This window comes from Arthrobacter sp. UYP4, assembly GCF_057291175.1.
Genome location: NZ_JBXAVU010000002.1, coordinates 546,461 through 565,405, shown reverse-complemented (window position 1 = coordinate 565,405; position 18,945 = coordinate 546,461). Strand labels below are relative to the sequence as shown.

At 60.3% G+C, this 18,945-nt stretch carries 9 protein-coding genes; 2 read left to right on the top strand and 7 right to left on the bottom strand.

Features of this window, described 5'->3' with window-relative positions; translation table 11 throughout:
* Nucleotides 1-26: 26 nt before the first annotated feature.
* Together AC0Z9V_RS11315 and AC0Z9V_RS11310 are read right to left on the bottom strand one after the other, a co-directional pair.
* Nucleotides 27-1,277, bottom strand: a complete 1,251-nt coding sequence (locus tag AC0Z9V_RS11315; RefSeq protein WP_485141555.1) for an McrC family protein — start codon at nt 1,275-1,277, stop codon at nt 27-29.
* Nucleotides 1,270-4,170 (bottom strand): McrB family protein, encoded by a 2,901-nt coding sequence (locus AC0Z9V_RS11310; protein WP_485141554.1) that lies wholly within the window; start codon nt 4,168-4,170, stop codon nt 1,270-1,272. Before AC0Z9V_RS11310 ends, AC0Z9V_RS11315 begins: the two co-directional genes overlap by 8 nt.
* Nucleotides 4,171-4,492: 322 nt before the next feature.
* On the opposite strand from AC0Z9V_RS11310, the gene AC0Z9V_RS11305 reads away from it, so the two are divergent.
* Entirely contained in the window at nt 4,493-5,488 is a 996-nt protein-coding gene (locus tag AC0Z9V_RS11305; RefSeq protein ID WP_485141553.1) for a protein NO VEIN domain-containing protein, read from the top strand.
* A 50-nt stretch (nt 5,489-5,538) separates the two neighbouring features.
* Here AC0Z9V_RS11305 and drmB read toward each other — a convergent pair whose 3' ends face one another.
* The 4 genes from drmB to AC0Z9V_RS11285 are packed head-to-tail and all read right to left on the bottom strand — an operon-like array spanning nt 5,539 to nt 17,255.
* Complete coding sequence (gene drmB / locus AC0Z9V_RS11300) at nt 5,539-7,626, bottom strand: DrmB family protein (protein WP_485141552.1); 2,088 nt, start codon at nt 7,624-7,626, stop codon at nt 5,539-5,541.
* Complete coding sequence (locus tag AC0Z9V_RS11295) at nt 7,619-10,819, bottom strand: helicase-related protein (protein WP_485141551.1); 3,201 nt, start codon at nt 10,817-10,819, stop codon at nt 7,619-7,621. The genes drmB and AC0Z9V_RS11295 overlap by 8 nt, the downstream gene beginning before the upstream one ends.
* Nucleotides 10,820-12,634 carry a UvrD-helicase domain-containing protein gene (locus AC0Z9V_RS11290; protein ID WP_485141550.1) on the bottom strand — a complete coding sequence of 605 codons (1,815 nt, stop codon included), beginning with the start codon at nt 12,632-12,634 and terminating at the stop codon, nt 10,820-10,822.
* Nucleotides 12,624-17,255 carry a DEAD/DEAH box helicase gene (locus AC0Z9V_RS11285; RefSeq protein ID WP_485141549.1) on the bottom strand — a complete coding sequence of 1,544 codons (4,632 nt, stop codon included), beginning with the start codon at nt 17,253-17,255 and terminating at the stop codon, nt 12,624-12,626. The genes AC0Z9V_RS11290 and AC0Z9V_RS11285 overlap by 11 nt, the downstream gene beginning before the upstream one ends.
* 414 nt (nt 17,256-17,669) lie before the next feature.
* Here AC0Z9V_RS11285 and AC0Z9V_RS11280 point away from each other — a divergent pair, with 414 nt between their 5' ends.
* Nucleotides 17,670-18,434, top strand: a complete 765-nt coding sequence (locus AC0Z9V_RS11280; protein ID WP_485141548.1) for a hypothetical protein — start codon at nt 17,670-17,672, stop codon at nt 18,432-18,434.
* Nucleotides 18,435-18,489: 55 nt separating this feature from the next.
* Here AC0Z9V_RS11280 and AC0Z9V_RS11275 read toward each other — a convergent pair whose 3' ends face one another.
* Nucleotides 18,490-18,867, bottom strand: a complete 378-nt coding sequence (locus AC0Z9V_RS11275; protein WP_485141547.1) for a very short patch repair endonuclease — start codon at nt 18,865-18,867, stop codon at nt 18,490-18,492.
* Nucleotides 18,868-18,945: the final 78 nt, after the last annotated feature.

Genomic DNA, 18,945 nt, shown 5'->3' with positions numbered 1-18,945 from the left:
GACGCAGTTGGAGCAATGGGGCCGGGCTAGATTTCTGTAGTGCCGTCGACGCCTGCGAGGCTGTAAGCCAACTCGGCGGCCTGGGTGACTCTGCGAAGGACCTGCTGAGGGTCAGCGGAGAGGTCGATGGGAAACTCGTGAGTCACGACATCGGTATTGCGAATCTGCCTTGATACTGCGTCACCCGGCCCGGCGTACAACAACCACGCATTCTTCTGACCAAGGGCCGTGGCGTACGCCAGCATCTGGTAGTAGTCCGCGTTCGGGTACTGGCCGGTTCTCGATGCCGTTTTGTATTTCGCGTCGAAGATCAGGATGAGCTCGGAGCGCACCTCATGGACGACGTCGGGCCTCATCGATACCCTTCGGCGGTCCTGATCCCCACCGATCTCATCCAGATAGGTCTTGTGTTGTTCCTTCGTTCTACCCGGATAGGTTCGCAGTTCCTCGGTGAGAGCGGCTGCCACGAAGTCCTCGAAGACCTTGGCCATGTTGACCACAAAGGACGCGACTTGCAGGTTCCCGGTAGAGGCCTCCGCAGCAAGATTTTGCAGGATGATCTCAGCGATCCGCAACGCAGGGACGTAGTCGGCGTTCTTGCGAGTGGGTGACCAATTGGGCACGCGGTTCCCCCTCGATATGAGGGAGATATCGGCTAGCTTCCTATCGAGATGGAGAAGGCGGAGTCGGACGCCGGCGTCCAGCCTTGGTACGAGCAGCATGCGGCGCACAGCCGTCCGAAGAATCTGATTCTCCGCGATATCGACCGTGAACTCGTCGTGCGTCACCTCGACTGGGAACAGCAGGCCGGGGCGCTGTGTCACCTGATCGGACATGCGTATTCGGCCGCGGACGGTTTTCAACGATTCATCGATGCTTACGTACCCCTGGAGGACACCGCGTTGAGTGGCCCGCTCTCCCAGCCGGACGAGGGTCTCACCAAGTGCAGCCCAAAGGTCGGAGGTTTTTGCTGCTTGAACGTTGTCCGGTTTGAAGCCGGGGTCCTTGGCATAGCTCAGCAGGAACAGCATCTGAGGGATCCCCACCTTGTCCTTCGGCCTGACCTCAACCAGTAAGCGCCCAATCTGGACGGCACCTACATAACCGTTCGGGAGCAGCATCGACCGGCCTCGGCCTACGCCGCGCACAAGGACCAACTTCGTGGCTTCCAGCGCTTCGCGGATGCCTTCGCCAAGCTGCACCGGGTCGGACTCCGAGTCAAGCTCATCGAGAACAACGTGCTGTAGGCCAGGTGGGGTGGTCATCTCGCTACTCATGGGAGTCCCCGTCACGCACAGGGTCCAACTCTTCGAGGGACCTTCCGAGGACGGAAAGCAGGGCGTCCAGCCCGAATCGCTCGTGCACCTGCTTCCGGCTGAGCTCCCCGAAGTGATATTCCTCGAGCAGCGGCAGGAGCTCATACTTCCACACGCGGCGTAGGCCACCTGAATCCGCGGCGTCCTCTTTCATGAAGTAGGACGGCCCCACTGCGAGATCCCTCTTGTCCGCCCCGAGTTCGTCGTTCAGCGCCGTAAGGAGGTCCGAGGCGAGGGGTGAGCGTCCTTCCCCTGCTAGGAACTTCTCGAGCACCTTTGCCACCATGCCGTCCTGCGGGTGAAGTTCCACGAACGCGAATCGTCGTCTGATGGCGGCGTCCACCATGGCGATCGACCGGTCCGCTGTGTTCATAGTGCCGATGATGAACAGGTTGGGCGGAAGAGTGAAGTTTTCATTCGGGCTGTACTGGAGTCGAATGCTGTCCTTGCGGTACTCCAGGAGGAAGTACAGCTCCCCGAATACCTTGGCGAGGTTGCCTCGATTCATCTCATCGATGAGGAGGAAGAACGGCTTGTCCTGGTTGCCGGGTTGGCTCGCGAGCGCTGCGAGGCGCCGGAGCGGCCCGTGCTGTAATTCAAACCCGACAGAGCCCCCATGAGATGAGCTCGGGCGAAATCCCTCGAAGAAGTCCTCGTAGGCGTAGGAGGGGTGAAACTGGACGATCTGTACGTGATCGGCGTTCTCCTTGCCCACCAGATATTGCGCGAGTCGCTTTCCGATGAAAGTCTTGCCCGTGCCAGGCGGTCCGTAGAGAACTATCTGGCGCCGGGTGCGAATCAGGTCGACCATCTCCTGTAGGTCGTCCCGCAGTACATGGAGTTCAGTGGCCAACTCCTCGCTCGGTTTCTTGAGCTCAAGAACCTTATTGGCGACAGACACCGGTTCTACTTGTATCGACCACGCGGTGATTGTCGAGATCGCGTCGGAGGCATCGATGATTGTGCCGGTTTCGGTGAGAAGCCGTGGCAGGGGATCAGGAAGGTCGATATTCGGTACTGCGTACGTGTGCCAGTCAACGGTGCGAGAAAGTTTCGGTCCGCCGACATCGGTGGACTGCACGTTCCCCTTGATGGTGCCCACAAGGACTACGTCCTCCCACGGTGAGATGAGCAAGTCGCCCTCGCGCATTTGGGTGACGAATCGATGGAGTTCCCGGGCTTTGTCCTTCTGGTCCGATGAACTGATGTGCTCGTACTCGTCTTTGACGATCCGAAGAAACTCCTCGAACTCATGCGTTGCGGGGATCCATTCGCGAGGAATCGCCACCGTGATGAGGTCTTCCCTGGTCCAGGTCTCTGCCATCGACTGACCCCCTTGCGATTGCCGGATGAGCCATGCCTTTCGGCGACCGCTGTCGAAGTTAATCCACTGTGACTTGTACGGTTCGGTGTACCAGTCGGCGTACGTGCCTGCTTGTGCGTTATGGATCTGCCGTATGTCGTGGAGGTCCTGCGCGATGTCGATCTCCGCGTTCCCCCGCGGACGACCAAGAAGGTACGCAAAGGCGTCGCGAATCTTCCTCCGGTCGTCCTTGGCCACAACGGACTGGAGGTAGTTCGGCCAGACAAGGTAGTCGATGGTGTATCGGATGGAGGGGACGTCGTCGGGAACATCCGCAGTCAGCGCGATCCATTTCCATGGATTGGCCAGTGCAGCGTCCAACTCGTCCTTTGGGAGTCCACTGACGTGCTTGACCAACCGAAGGAGCCAACTGATGTGCGAGGAGATGTGCAAGTTGAAGCCTTGACCGCCGTTAAACGCTCCTGGGCTATGCAACGCGTTTTCCAGCTCCGCGGGGAGCCGAGGGGGGCCGGAAGGTGCCCATTCGAGAATGGCGTTGACCCGTTCCATCTTTTTCGTGGCCCCCGTGTCCGTCAGCGCCACGCATTGAAGAAACGTCAACTCGGCAGCCAACAGGTAAGTCTCATTCGGCGACCCCTCGAGTTGACCTTTCAGCCTGCCAAGATAGCCTCCAACACCCGGGTCCTGATTCTCGCGGGCCAGGATCAGATCGCGTGCAGCGCTGCCTTGCCAAGTAGGCGATCTATTGTCGATGGGGGAGGGGTGGCCCCGGAGCGCCGGCTCCAGAATCTTCCAGGCCGCATCTTCCGTCTCGAGAGATCCCCCTGTGCCTCGGGTGTAGGACAGCGCTCGAGGAGCGTCTTGATCCCCCCGCCACTCCCGGAAGGCCCGCGCTTCTTCCCGGGGCCAACGCGAGTTCGGATCGCTATTGGTCAATGTCCACATCAGACCTTGCGCGTCGAGTCGGTCCTGAACCGGTAGTCCGGCCGACTGGGTGGTTTCGAGCAATGCATCGAGTGCCTCGAGCATTTGGCCGTATCTCGCACCGGCGGAGGCATTAGCTTTCAGCGGCTGTTGTCCGATGAGCCGTATGAACTGGGTAGCTCTCCTAGCCCTGAACGGAGGGTATCGGGTAGGTGAGACGGCCATCAGGAGGAGCGCCCCGAAGCCGATTGCACCTCCCGCCGACAGCCGCTGAGGATTCAACCGGCGAAGATCCTTTTCCAGTTCATCGAGTCCATCCGGGCCAACTGGGTCGGTCCAGAACTTCAGGACAGCATCACGAAGCTCCTCGGGCTTGTCTGCCGATGCTTTGATGAGCGCCATCATGAAGTATTGGTTCACAAGGTTCGTCCGGCTGATCTCCCGCCTGAGCGTCTCGAACCACTGTTGTTGTCCCTCCAACAGCTGCTCGCGAGCGTCTTTTGCTCCTTTTGCGAAGTCAAGCTTGTAGTAGCGCTCATCCTCGTTCAGGTCGATCTGGTTCAAGAAAAGCTGCGAATACTTCAAAATCGGTTCCCAGACGGACATCAGGGGAGCTCCTTGAGGAGATGAGGCGGCGAATGATGTTTTGCCAGGACGCCGTGTGGAGATAGGGACACATCCTGTATACCTTCTCTTGAGCTGGCAGTTCGCAAACCCTCCCGATCAATCGTTTCGAGAGGGGTCTTGGTAGCCGGGGAGCCGCGCGAACCGGGCGCTAACGGGAGCCAATATGCAATGTGTCAGTCATGCGCTGTCGTCGAGAATGACCCGAAAAAGTCGAAGCGGATCGTCGTGTCGTGGAGCAGAAAACCGTCTGAGTTGTCTTGCACGAAGTAGCGTCGATGCATCAACGAGCTTTGGGGGAGAGATGACGGCAGTGACACCGGTCAAGAAGTCGCGCTGGTGGGACGGGGATACCACTCAGCGGTATTGGATGGAATTGGTCAACGTCGACACGTGGGGGAGCGAGCTCATCGCACCGGATACGCCGCGGTACGACTTGATGAAGGACGTCCGCGTCGGTGATGTCGTGCTGCATTGGGTGGGCAAGAACAACCCGATGCGCTTCAAGTCGGGGATGTATGGCGCGTCGATCGTGGCCGGTCAACTCCAGCCGCGCGCGGGTGACTGGTATGGGAAACCGGCGAACACGATCCCCCTCACGGATTACACCCCTCTAGCGAAGCCCTATCTGCTGACCGACCTTCGGTCGAACCACCAGGAGGACATCCTGGGTGTCAGAGACGTCCTCGAGCGCACCTATACGGATACCGCCGGACAGATCATCTACTTCCCGTTCCAGAGGCATCCGACCAGTGGCCTCAAACCCAATCAGGGGTATCTCTTCAAGCTGCCGGAGGAGCTGATCAAGACCATCGACGGACTGCTTCCCGAGAGCGACTGGGGCAGCTCCGACGCTTTCCCTGTTGCGCCGCCCGTCGGCGGGCAGAACGGCGTTCGACAGCGCTATGCGGGTTTCTGCGCCGACCCGATTCTGAAGAAGGCGATCGAGATGCAGGCGGTCCGCCAGGCGATCACTCACTATGAGACATCGGGCTACAGGGTCGAGGACGTCGGCGCGTATCGGTCCTATGATCTGCTCGCCACGCGAGGGGCTGAAGAACGGCATGTCGAGGTCAAGGGATCCCAGGGACATGTCGAGAAGGTCATCCTGACGCGTAATGAGGTCACCCACGCGAATGATTACGAGCTGACCGACCTGGTCGTCGTCGCGGAGATCAAGTGGGAACGTCACCTCGACGGTTCAGTCACCACTGACGACGGCACGATGAGCGTCTACTCTGACTGGCGGCCCTCGCCGGAGAACCTGAAGCCGCTCAGCTACGAGTATTTTCTGGACTAGGCACTGAGGGGAGAGGGGGTCGGGGGTCCGACCCCCTCTCCCACCGGAACCTAGTAGGTTTTGTCCGCCAACTTGTCAGCCAGGTCACCTGGAGCGAAATCAGCAGTGTGGTAGATCGTCCAGCCTTCCTCGGCCAGCCAGTCGTCGCGCGTCTCGTCCCTGTCCTCAAGCACTGCGACTCGTGCGCCTGGCCAGGAGAGATCGATCTGCCATTGATTGTCCGGACCGATGTCAGAGCCCCAATCGCCCGGCTCGACCTCGGCTTCCACAAGTTCCGAGACGAGCTCACGCAGCGACGGGCCGGACTCGGCGAAGATGGTGAGCCACGGGCTTTGACGGACGCTTTCGGGAACCCCCTCGTCGACCTCACCGGTCGCAGGCGCGCCGGCGTGGGCAGATGACTGAAGTGGATTCAACTCCGCCCAATCCCTGAAGCCGAGCCCGATCTGTCCGTGCACCCCGAACAGCGTTCCCCGGTCGAGGTTGGAATTGAACAGCTCACAACTGGTCTCCGGGACCAACACACAACAGTGGCACGCGGCGAGGTTTCGCGCGTCGGTCCCAGAACCCCGGGACTCGATGCACACGGGATCTGCGGAACACCACGACGTCCGGAAGAGGCCCTCGTCGAGAGCGGCACCGAGACGGCCCGGGCCTGCCTGCGCGGCGATGCCGCCCAAGCTGCCGGCAGAGTCTGAGGAAGCCGTATACAGCAGCACGCCCACCTGATCCCGACCGACGTACAGGCGTTCACGGATGGAGGAGGCTGGGTAGCCCGCATCGAGCGAGAGCTGATCGATGATGATGTGGGACAGCGTGTGGATCAATGTCTCCGCGATATTCACCGGCACTGGTTCGAGGCCGCGTTGCTCGGCAGCTCGCTTCACATTGTGTCTGAGGGTTTTCTCCCTCCCTGCGGCGAAATCCGTCTTCGCCCACTCCTCGACCTGATGTCGGTCAAGTGCAATGAAGAGACCCTCGCCCAGGGTCTCGATGGCAGGCAACCAGTTCTGTTTGTTGTCGTCCGGGAAGAGCGGAGACGACGTCGCGTCCGGATTGTCCTCGCTGCGTGGGTGCAACCGGCTGAAGCCGTAGAGTGCACGAACCTCTCGGAGACGTGTGACTTTTCGAGTGGCTTTGATCCAATGCGAATGAGACTCGGGGACAGCGACTTTCTCGGCGACGAAGTCCGTATCAGGGCTGTCGCGGCGGCCGTTCATCAACGCCATGAACTCCTGCTCGCGGAGCTGTTCCTCGGACAGCTCCGTCTCGTTGCCGCCATGGAACTGGCGCTTCACCTCTGCACGCAGCTCGTCGACGGAGAAGCGTCCATCGAAGCTCTCCACGATGCCTTCCAGCACCCAGGTGGAGGCAGGCTCGAGAGCCTGCGGCTTGCTGAGCTGCGATGCGTTGGCCGTGACGACCTTGGCAAGGAATTCGGAGTAGGGCGGAATGGAGATCGCAGAGCGGACGATTGGGAACCAGACGTTGGAAGCACCACGCTGGACGGTCTTCGGCGGCTTCCCGCACTCCCGTTCCCGGTAACCCCATCCGAGCCAGGGACGATTACCCTGGCATTTCATCTCCTTGAGCGCGATCGAGTTGAATGCATCAGCCATCGTGCGGGATTTCCCGCACGAGCAGCGGACGACCATATCGGCGAGTGAGGACGTGCGGCCCTCGGACAGGAGGCTCAGCTTGTGCTCGGCGTCGTCGTTCGGCGAATAGCCGTGGACCCAGTAGCCGTAGGGGAAATCATCGATGTGGCCGTCCTCGCAGGCGATGACGAAACGGGACGGCGTCAATGGCGCCAGTGACTTGCACAGGCCGCACTTCGGATCCTCGTACGAGGCTTGTAACTGCTTGACTGTACCGATCCGGTTACAGCTCGGACAGACGAGCATCTGCGGGAAACGAACCACCGGGATCTTGCCCCGTGTGCCGGCCGGCGGCAACAGCAGTTGGGATACACCGAGACTGCGAGCCAGACGAGGTTCGCTGACGGGCTTGAGATGCTTCTTGTCCCACTGATCGATGCTCGTGATCATGAAACTGTTGTTCTCGGCCGGGAACAGGCTTCCGACTCCGAACGTCGAGATCAGCTGGCTGCGACGTGCAGCGTAAGTCTTCCTAGCCAAGAGAGGCGTCCTTCCTTAGAGGTGCGGGCCGGAGGGTGGTCTCAGCGTCTACATCCCGCATGCTGCGCGGAGTCGGCCACGGCGTGGTACTGGTGCTGTAGACGAAGTCCGGGTCTTCGAGCGCCTTGCTCGAATCGATGAGCAGGGAACGAGGACTGCTCCGCTTCTCCTGGTATGGCAGGTCGACGTCGTCGAGGGCGGCCTTCCGCCAGATGTTCACCAGCCGTTCGAGTTCTTCCCGTGTCGCCGCGGCTTCCTCGGGATCGATGGCTTCCACCCGGTCTCCGACGAGGGCCATGACCTGGTCGACCAGATGCGACTCCACCCGGACCTGCCCGGCCTCCCCGCGGAGTTCCGGAACAAGCATTCGGAGAGCTGATACGAGCGTGGCGTGAAGGCCACGGTCTCGAGATCGCGCGGCGAAAGGTGTGGCGCTGGTGGCTTCGACGGCCCGGTACAGAGCACCGTGGAAGTCGTTGAAGGACTCGTAGTGCGAGCGGTCGCGAGTCCGTGCCGCGTTGAAGATCGTCACGACGAGACCCGGATGCTGCCGCCCGACCCGGCTGGTCGCCTGGATGTACTCGGCGCTGGATTGAGGCTGACCCATGACAGCCATGAGGCCCAGCCGGTCGACGTCGAGGCCCACTGAGATCATGTTGGTAGCGAGTACGACATCTTCAGGTTTGGTTTCGCCCATCAAGCTCTTCTCGAGCGACTTCAACGCCTCGGGGATCTTGTGGTTCTCGACGCGACTCGTCAGCTCGCTGAGCTGAATGCTGCGTGACGTATCGCGTCCCTCGCGTCGTGCCAGCAGGGATAGACGGGCGCGGACGTCGTCGTATACCTGGAGGTAGGCCGAGCCCAGAACGCGGAGGCTGTTGAAGTACCCGACGAGCGTCCAGTAGGGATCACGGTCCGATTGTTCAGCGGCATCGACGACGGTAGCCGAGTGGAGCAGCGATGCGTAAGTACGGACCATCAACGTCGCATGACTGGTGCCGGAGGCGAGCACGCCGACGTACTGACGAGTCCCGTATCGGTCCGACGGCGCCCTCTCGGCGAAGAATGAGTCATCGGGGTCCAGTCCGGGTGGCGGGAAAAGCTTCGATCGTCGATTGAACACGGATCGGATCTGCCGCTCGGCTCGCCGGATGGTTGCCGTCGAGGCGATGATCTTCGGTTTGCGCCCGTCCGAACCGCCTGGGCGATTGATACCGCCTGCCGCGAGATCGACTGCCGTCTCGAAGAGGCCGACAGTGGAACCCAATGGGCCGGAGATCAGGTGCAGTTCGTCCTGGATGATCAGATCGGGGCCGAGATCAGACGCTGAATGCCGCCCGAAGAGTGTGGAAACCTCACCCCGCCAAGCCATACTCGCGAATTTGTCGACGGTCCCGATGACGAGCTCAGGCCGCTCCCGGTAGACATCGGTGTCGATGATGTGGACCGGCAGGCCGTCGCTGAACTGGCAGTGACCGTCCGCGCAGCTCACGATCATGCGCTCGTACGGGACCTTGACGATCCGGTAGTCGTCGACGGTGAGCCGGGTCCCACACCAGGGGCACGCTTCGATTTGGCGCGGATTCCCCTCGACGACGTCTTCGTTCCGCCTGAGCTTGGCGAGGTTGGTCTTGGCCGTGCCGATATCGTTGGGCGTCGCGCCCCCTCCTACCCAGAGCCCGATGCCGAAGGATTCCCTACCGAGACGTCGCTCGTCCTGCTGGCGGACGGACTCGAGAGAGCAGATGAGCATAGCGGCGCGCTCGAACTGCTGGATCGTCAGAAGCCGCAGGGTGTACCGCATAATCACTGCGACGCCTCGGACAGTGCTGTCACGCAAGCGGCGAAGTAGGAGGAGATACGCGATCAACCCGAGGTATGCCTCGGTCTTACCCCCACCGGTGGGGAACCATAGCAGGTCGGCGATGTCGCGCTCCTCGTGCTGATCATCTGTGACCGATGGCAGGTTGATGAGGATGAACGCGATCTGGAATGGGCGCCAGGACTGCTCCCCGAGTGCGAACTCGCCCTGTGCACCCTTCCGAACCCAGTCCTGACGGGCACGCTGCATGTGCATCGCCCTGTTGGCGAGTTGGAAGGCCTCGAAAGCGACGTCGTCATGAGCCAGAAGGCTGATGCCCGCGGTGATTCGGCCGTGCGCTTCAGCGGCATGCTCCATGTGCTTATCAGCCACGCCCCGAAGGTGCTGCGGGACATGGGACGGGCCATTCGCGGACATCGAGTTCGTGGTGGCCTTTATCCAGGACGAGTAGTCCGTCGCCAACCGGGTCAGTTGAGCGAGGACTTCCTCACGCGTCCCGGCGCTCAGGAGTGAAAGTGACAGATCGGCCTTGCTCCCGCCCGCCATCGAGCGGTGGACCGCCTGTCGCGGGACGAAGGTCGTCGCTACTCGGCGGCAACGCCGACCCTCGACGTCGTCGTCTTCTACTTCGACCGCACAGCCATGACCGGCGCCGAAGACCATGTGGTTCCGGTAGAGCAGTTCTGCGGAGGCGAGGTCTTCATCCGCGGGCAGATCGACGCGGAGTTTGGACCGATCAACCAGAGCGGCCTCCTCCGTGCAGACGGTAAGACCGACTTGGAACCAGCAGGCGACGTCCTTGTCCTCGGAAGCGCCGGGCTTCGGTTGGGTATTCCGAAGGACGACCGTGACCGTCACGATGCCGTTCTCCGTCGGGCGGACCAGGGCATAGAGCTCGAGGGCACCGCCTTCGAGCAGATGATGCTGTGGGCCCGGCGCGTCCAGCTCGATGTCGATGGCACCCAAATCGGCTGGCTGTCGCTGCCAGTCGTAGACGTCACGCCTCTTACTCCCGCTCTGGCGATCGGTCTGCACCGGCGCGTAACGGGCTGCGACCGGTGAGACCTGGAGAGATGATGCCAGTCGCGTATCTACCGAGACCGTCATACCCACGCTGCTCGGGTAGGTCAGCCGTGCATTCGCCACAGGGCTGTCGACTGCAGCTTCGCCGGACACGGCGGATACGGATTCGGGCTCGTCCGGGGCCTCGACGTAGGTGTCATCCTGGGCAGGCCACAGCACGCCCGTGACGTAACGCTCCAGTGGGCGTTCAGTGATTAGCTCATCCTGCGAACCGGGACCGTACAGGTCTGTCTCGAGGCGGTCCACCATCTCTCGCCGGAAGGCGTACTTAGTATCCAGTGTCGACACTTATTGCTCCTGATTCGTGGTCCGCGCGATCAATCCGGTCAGTCGAGGAACCAACCACATGCCCGAGGATCCCAACCCCGTCAGTTTCGTGTCCTCCGGGTGCCCGGTAGCGCATTCGATAGATGTAACGCGGGCACCGGTGAATCCTGCGGGCCACTGATAGCTGCGGCTGTTTCTAAAGCCGAAGCTGTTCTTGAGCGCGTAGGCAAAGGACGTACTCGTTCGCCCGATCACTCCGCCGTCGCCGGTGGTGAGCACATACCGCGGTACTTCACCCGGCTCCGGCTCGGATTCCAACGAGCCGGAGACGACCTGACCTAGGAGGTCCTCCAGAACGAGGTTGTCCTGCACAGCCCGGGCATCACCGTCGACGGGGTAGTAGGGCGAGGCGTCATCGATGTCCGAGTTGATGAATTCCATCCGACCTGTGTACTGGCCGTGCTTCCCGTAGGCCTTTTCCAGCCAGCGTCCCGTAGATCCATCCGCGTGCTTGCGGAGGTTCTTCGGAAGTCTTGTGGAGATGATCTCCTCCCGCGCACGGCTCAAAGCCACGTACTTCTGCTTCAGCGTCGCCTCATTCTCCTCGGCTGCCGGCGACCCGAACTCGGGCTGCACGTACAGGACGTTGGTGAATTCGAGGCCCTTCGCCCGGTGGACAGTAGAGACCACCAGGTCGGCGGTGTCTGCCACTGTCAACGTCATTGGTACAGACCTGCTGCGAAGTCGTCGACTCAACTGAGGGACATTGAGGGAGTCGTAGGCCGCGAAGTTCCCTTCAGCCGTCTTCAGAGCGAGCCAGAGGTCAGCTGCGGAATCACCGAAGAGGTCGGTCAGCCGGGACTTGATGTCATCCGCATCGTATGTCCGATCTTCAAGGTCCTTGAATACTCCATGCACCCAGGGCGCGACGCTCATGTCCTGGGCTTTACGCCGGACGAGATGCCGGTAGCCGTTCTGCCAGAGGAGTTCGCTCGCGATGAGGACCTCGTAGTTGGTCGAGCAGAGGAGGGCCGTCGTCTCCCCGGCGTTCGGGCTCAAGGCTCCGGATTCGTCCAGGACCGAGGTGCTGGACACCTGCCTACGGAAGTCATCGAGAAGCTCATGGGCTGTCTCCACCGTCGAATCGTTCAGCTCGCCGAGGCTCCGGATCTCCTCACCGACGACGATGAGCTCCCGTGTGCGGTCGGTGACGGCCCTGTAATGCTGCGACAGCGCCTGATGCTCAGCTCCGAAGTCGACTTTCAACTTCTCGATGAGCTCCCCGGACGTCAACTTCGAGGTGGACTCCTTTAGTTGGAAGTCGTAGATCCCCTGCAGGGGATCGCCGAGCACGGTGAACCCTAGATCGTCACCGAGCGCAGCGAGTAAGGCGAGCACCAGCTCCGCCCGGTCTCCGACGAGATCCTGAGCCTCGTCGATCAGGATGTGCTTCAACTGGGTGATTCGCTCAGGAGTGTCCTCGCCGGCGACATGTTTCGTGGCTTTCTTGATCCGTGCTTCGAAGTTGTCGCCCAGCGTCTCCTCGTCCATGTCGATCAGGATCTGAGCCGCGAAGGAGTCGAAAGTGCGGATCTGGAGTCCGTCGAGGTCATGAACCCGAGCACGTTTCCTGACAGCCTCGACAGCAGCTCGCGAGAAGCTGAGTACCAGGATCTCGTCCGCGGGATTCAGTCCGTCATCCACCAGGGTCTTCACCCGGGCGAGGAGCACCTCGGTTTTCCCTTGCCCCGCTGCGGCCGTGACGAACAGCCTCGCGTCTGGTTCTGCCTCCGCTACCGCTTGCTGACTCTCATCGAGGTCGATCTCAACGAGCACCGATTGCCTCGTTCCGCCAGAGGTAGTCCAGCTGTGTGAAGGCGAGTTTGTGCCCGTACTGCTGCAGATTGTCCTTCACGTTGACGATGAGCACCTCTTCGCTGCCGCCGTTGCGAGGTCCGCGTAGGCCGCGGCCGATCATCTGAATGTATTTGTTGGGGGAGAAGGTGGGCCGGCAGACATACACGGCGTCGACCTTCGGCGCATCAAATCCCTGTGTTAGCACATCGAAGTTTGTGAGGACCCGGATCTTTCCCTTACGGAAGTCCTCGATGATCGAGCGTCGGTGCCCCAGGTCCGTCTTGCCGGAGATCGCGGCTGCAGGGATACCCTCGACGGACAGTACAGCGGCCAGGGCCTCTGCGTGTTCGACCGAAGCGGCGAACACGAGCGTCGGTCCTGTCGTCTTCGACGACTTGATATGGTCGAGGATCGCCTCATTACGTCGAGTGCTGTCTGCTACCTGCTGGAGGTCGATTCGAGCTTCGAGCATGGCACTCTGAGAATCTTCATCGGTGGCCGAGCGCATGTCCTTGAGCTTGAGCTCGATGCCCTCCAACTCCTGGTGATTTACCCGAGCTAATACCTTGAGGTCTTGAAGGTATTCGTGGGCGTCCTCTGCGGTGAACTCATCGGGCTCGATGAGGTTCTTGCCGAAGCGCGCGACGAGCCTCTCCGTCTCCTTCTCGTTCGACCCCCGGTACGGAGTTGCCGAAAGTCCGAGCAGAGACCTGGACTTCTCAGTGAAGGAACGGCCGAACCACGAGAGGACGGGCGTGTACGAGGTAGCGGTTGCCCCATGAGCCTCATCGATGATGACCAGGTCCGGGTTCGACATCCACTCGTACATCTGACGCCGAGACTGGTGAATGCTGGAGAGTGTCTGAATCGTCGCGACGACGAGGTGCAGCTTGGTTTCCTCACGTATTGCCTTATTGCCGCCCCAGAGTCTACTCACCGCCATTCGCTGTCCGGGAGCACCGACAGCTTGCCAGACGTAGGTCCACGTCTCGATGGCCTGCTCGCAGAGTTCTTCGGACTGCGCGATCCAGATGACGAGGCGGTGCTCCTCTTCGGGTGCGGCCTTGATATCTCGGATGACCGATTCGACGGCCACACGAGTCTTACCCGCGCCGGTGGGCAGTTGCACGAGACCTCGGCGGTACTTCGTCCGCCCGGCTAAGAGGTCGACGATCTTCTGGCTCGTCGTCTCCTGGTATTGGTGAAGCGGGTTCAAGCCCACCGGCCCGACGAACTCCTCCCGTTCAGGCTTCTTTTTGATCGATTCACCGGCCATCGCCGGCGAGAAGCCGAGCTCCTTGACGAACTCTTGGGCAGTGCGACCACCGCGGAACTGGTCAGGGGCGTCGATGCCCGCCTCGGACAGCGCCGGCTTGAGCACCTTGAGAAGGCTGCTGCCGTGTAGGTTGCTGACAATCTCAAACAGCCGTTCATCCGTTAGCTCGAGGTCTCTTGCGTCCAGCATCTTCGTGACCGCAGCCGGAATGAGCTTCCGAAGGGTGTCGCGACCGACCAGCTCAGCAATCTTGCCAGCATCCGTCTTTTGCCTATTAGCGCTCATGATGCGTTTGTTAGCGGCATCATCTTTCTTCAGCTGACGCATCGTCTGCATGACGTGCAGAGATACTTTCTTGCTTTCGAAGGCACCGAGGATTGTTGTCAGTAACGCCTGCTCGCCCTGAGGAGCGCGGTAGTAGAGCGCATCGTCATCAAGGTAGAACGCCTTCGGCGTTGCGATCGAACGAGTGTCGAAGCTGTTTGTTCGAACCTCCTCGACGGAAGCACAAGGAACACACAGAGTCTGAACCGCGACCTCACTTGCTGCCCGCTTGAGAAATGGGAAGACCGACTTGATACTTGCTGGTGCCTCGCCCTCCAATGGTGTGGCGCGGACCGATGTGAAGAACTCGACGGATACCGGCTTCATGCCCCAGTTCTCGACCAGCGAAGCATCGAGATCGGGATGACCTGTGTAGACGACGGGTACGTCAGCGATATCTACCAAATAATCGCGAGAAGCCAGATCTGATGCGAGCTGCAAATCCGAAGTCCGGTAGCGGGAATTTCGGCCTTTGCTCAACGGCACCAGAAGCTCCCTTGGCGGCCGCACGGCCAGAGCTGCCAGGGCGCCGTAGAGCTCGTGGACCTGTAGCATCGGCAGACGCTGTTCAGCTAGAGATAGGACGGGAGTCCATTCAATCCGTTGGGCGTCCGTCAACAGGTGCAGGACATCCGCATCTCCCTCTCCTGGAAACGGCAAATAGTCGAGCGGTACCCCGTCGATCTTGCCTACACAATGCTTGGTGTCCACGAGCCCCAGCGGGGTCTCGAGAGCACCGAAGGCCCTGACCCACCACAAGTCGGGACCTTCGACGCTCTCTGAGGGACGGTGACCACTGCTGAACTCGATCTTCGTCGGGTATTGGGCCTGGCGCAGAATCAACCTAGTGACGCGGGCGCGAGTAGCCGCTGATGCCTCAGTCAGAAGGTGGAGACCATCGGTGGTCAGGGCTTGGTTGAATCGTAGCCCGGAGCCTGGGAACCGACCGGAATGATGCCTCTTCCAAAGATCGTATGTCTCTCCGGCACGGCTCATCTGAGCGTCCCCGAGGGAAGATCGTGCGCCGAGTTTCCTTATCAGGGTGATGTCTTGGGCATGGAACTGTTCATCTATCAGGAGATGCTCGTCCCCGATATTCGATTGAGGGATCAAGCCTCCCGACAGCCAGACATTGCTTAGCTGTCGCCATTTTCGGTCCCGGCAACGCACCAAGATCTTCGCGGGGTCGGTTCTCTCACTGATGATCGAAAGGCTCTCCGGAACCGCGAGTGATCTTGTCAATGCCCAGAGCGACCGCGCCAGTTCTACGTCGGTATAGTCGCGGGCAATGCTACTCGCCATTCGGCTGACGATACCCCGGCCATCTTGCGCTTGAAGATCGAGAGCACGTAGGTAGGTGTTCGCGTTTCCGTGCTGCATCAGGTCGTACGACACGATATTGACTGCCTCGTCATCGGCCTTCATCGGAAGGAAAACCCTGGACGTTATCGGCGGCTGCACGCTGCCATCGGACATCAAAACGATCCGACTGCGCCGCATCGCTTGCTGGTAGTCGCTGTGGGACTTGTCGATCATGGCGGCGAGCTGGAGCGCATTCTCGTAGTCCTGGAGCTCTCCACCTGAGACAACTTCTTCAAGCCACTCCTCGATGGACGCGCGCTTCAGATTCGCTTCCTTCAGAATGCGCATCACTTGCGGCTCACGCCCGCCAAGAGCGCTTGGGTGAAGCCAACTTCGGTCGGCTGGCACCCACGAATCCCAGAGAGACGTGAGCTTAGTGGCATCTTCAAGGGCGGGTTGCACCTTGACCTCGCTAGGAATCCTCAGCACGCCGGATCGGTCCGGCAAGCTCGGTGCGAATGGCAGGATTGCGAAGATCGGCTTGTTGATCGCCGCGTCGGCCCAGGAGTTCGATTCCTTGTCCCGCGACGGAAGGATGTCTAGAAACAGGGCGGGATCACCCGGCGTGCTGAGTTCCTTGAGCGCGCTCGCCACCATTCGCGGAAGAGTCCGAGTCAGGATCTCCCGGTTGTACTGGGTGTCCAGAATGCTGTGTCGGTCCTCGTTCATCTTGAATGCAGCGTTGACCAAACCCCGGAGGGAGGTCTCGTGCTGAGTAGGAAAGTAGTTCCAGAAGCGACCCAATTTGCGACGTTGGTTGCCAGTGATCGGCACCGCCCAGGTGACGTCGATCCGCTTGCGCGCGACTATGCTTCCCGCCTCAACCGCTGCCACTGTGCTGACTTCGTGCTGATCTTCGAAGATCAACCACTCGCTGTTCGATGTGCTGTCAGTGAGCGTTACCCGGTTGCCTTGGCGGTCGGCTGTCCACAGCACCGCGGACCCCTCGTTTCGGTCGTCGAATTCCAACGAACCGATCTTGTCGGAGAAGAGCAAAAACTCCGGAGGGAAGTTTTTTATCTCCGTAGACAGCCATGAGACGTTGCCCCGCAGGGGAAGCTTCACGACGGTAGAGGCCCATGGCAGGAGCTCAGCGAGGACGTCGTCCTCTGCTGCTGCGTCATAAGGGTCCACGGGCATCGCCAGACGGAGTATCGGGTAGGACTCCAGGCCGGGATACAGCTTCTGGAGCAGATCGCGACTCCGGTCCTGACTCCAAGACACCGACCCACTACGACTGAAGATCATCGGCTCGGTGGTTACTTGAATCACCGACTTGAATCCGAGACCGAAACGTCCGATCTCGTCGTCACGTTTCTCCGACGAGTGGGATAACATGAGGGTCCTGAAACCGGCTTCGGTGAAGGGCTCGCCTTCGTTCGCGCAATACAGGGCGTCGTTGGTCAGGACGACCTTGATTCGTCCACCAGGATCTTTGATGGCGTCAGCCGCGTTCTGGATGAGCTCGTTGAGCTGCTTACGCCCGTAGCCACCCTGCGAGATCGCTGCTTCGATGTTGGCGTGTTCCCGGATCAGATCGGGGCGTGCCTTGTAAGCGTTGAGAGCGCTTTGTGTCTCGGCACTGACGAACTGATTGACGGGCGAACTCAGCCCTGCCCATGCTTCTTGAACCCTCATCGGTTCTCCCCATACAAAAGTGCACCTCCGACGGTCCTCCAGCGGGCCGCCGCATAAGTATGACGGCAATCATATGCTTCGCATCGACAACTACTGCGTTGGGCGGTCATTCACTTGCCCGTGTCTCAGAGGTGTCGCGGGACTTGAAGCGCGCTAGCTCGACCCACCACGACGCGCACCGCATTGCCGATCTGCTTGGTGATCGCAGTTTTCGATCCCACCCTGTGACGCAAATCGGGGAATCAGCAGTCGAGAGGCCTCGAGATGGGTGGTCTGGTCAAGGAGGCGTATAACTTCGAAGGGCGTCGAGACAGGCTTTCCGGATGAGTTGCTGTCGCTTCGCTCCTCTGGACTCGCCGGTTCGTACTGCGTGCCCCTTTCAGTTGGACTGTTAGCCCTTGCTAGTGTTCGGACATGACGAATGACCATGCACTGGAAGCCGAGCGGCTGACAGACGCCTGCCGCGCAATTTTCGGCCCTGAGGACGCTTGGATCTCCGCAGACGGCTACCCCAAAAGCTTGGCCCTATGCATCATCGACTCCGTATTCTCGACCGGCTCGCATTACCAAAGCGTCATCAACGTGGTCGCCGCATATTGCAGGTATCGGAAGAATCAGGGCGGTGACCCTTACACTGACGGGGTGGGGGAGCTCTTGGCCTCATTCGAAGAAGTAGGGAACTGTAGAGGGTGGGCGAAGCTCGTAGACAACCACAAGCCTGCCCACACGGGAACGGGGGCGCTCCTGAAGGCCGAAGTGGTCTATCGGGCGGCTAGAGCACTGAAGCGCGAAGGTATTCTGTCAGTCGCGGATCTGCATGAGCTGCACACCCAGGATGAGCACTTGATTCCAGTGAAGAAGCTTTGGCTGAAGCTCCCGAGCCAAAGCTCCGGAGTGACGTATAACTACTTGCTCATTCTTGCCGGATTCCAATCGGTTAAGCCCGACCGCATGGTCACCCGTTTTGTCACCCAGCACGCAGGGCTTGACGGAGAAAGGCTTACGGCAATGGATACCGCTAAGTTGGTCGCGCAAGCAGCAAAGCTATATCCAGCACAGCCGAGAAAGCTGGATCACGTGATCTGGCGTCATGTTTCGGGCCGGCAAATTTTCAAGGCTGATGGTCTCGTCACTGCTGATAGCGGACTAAGCTCTGATGCCCAGCTGCATTTCCGGTAGATAAGTAGCATTTTCACGCTGAGCACTACATTCTTCCCTGCATTTCACTTCGATGTCAGGGAAGGCGACTGCGGACGACTTGCTCGACAATCTTCGCGGCCGCCTCCATGTCCTCGTGCTCCCAAAAGCGCAAGACAACCCACCCGAGGGCTGATAGATGCGCATCGGTGCCGCGATCACGAGAAACGTTTTTCTCGAGTTTGGCGACCCACCACGCGTGATTTGATCGAGGTATGGTCGCGTGAAGAGGGCAGCTATGCCAGAAGCAACCGTAAACGAACACTGCCACGCGTCTGCGCGAGAAGAATACGTCAGCACGACGCCGAGGAAGCCCGGGAAGGGATGCATCAACTCGGTAGCGCATCCCTCTGGCGAACAAGGACCTCCTCAATCGGAGTTCCGGTGCGGTGTCCCTGCGTCGTTGCCTCGACATCCGTCCGCTGGTCGCTCGGTCAGGCGTCCTGCACACCGTGGATGGTTGACTCGCTTGATTAGGCGCGTCCTTGCTAAA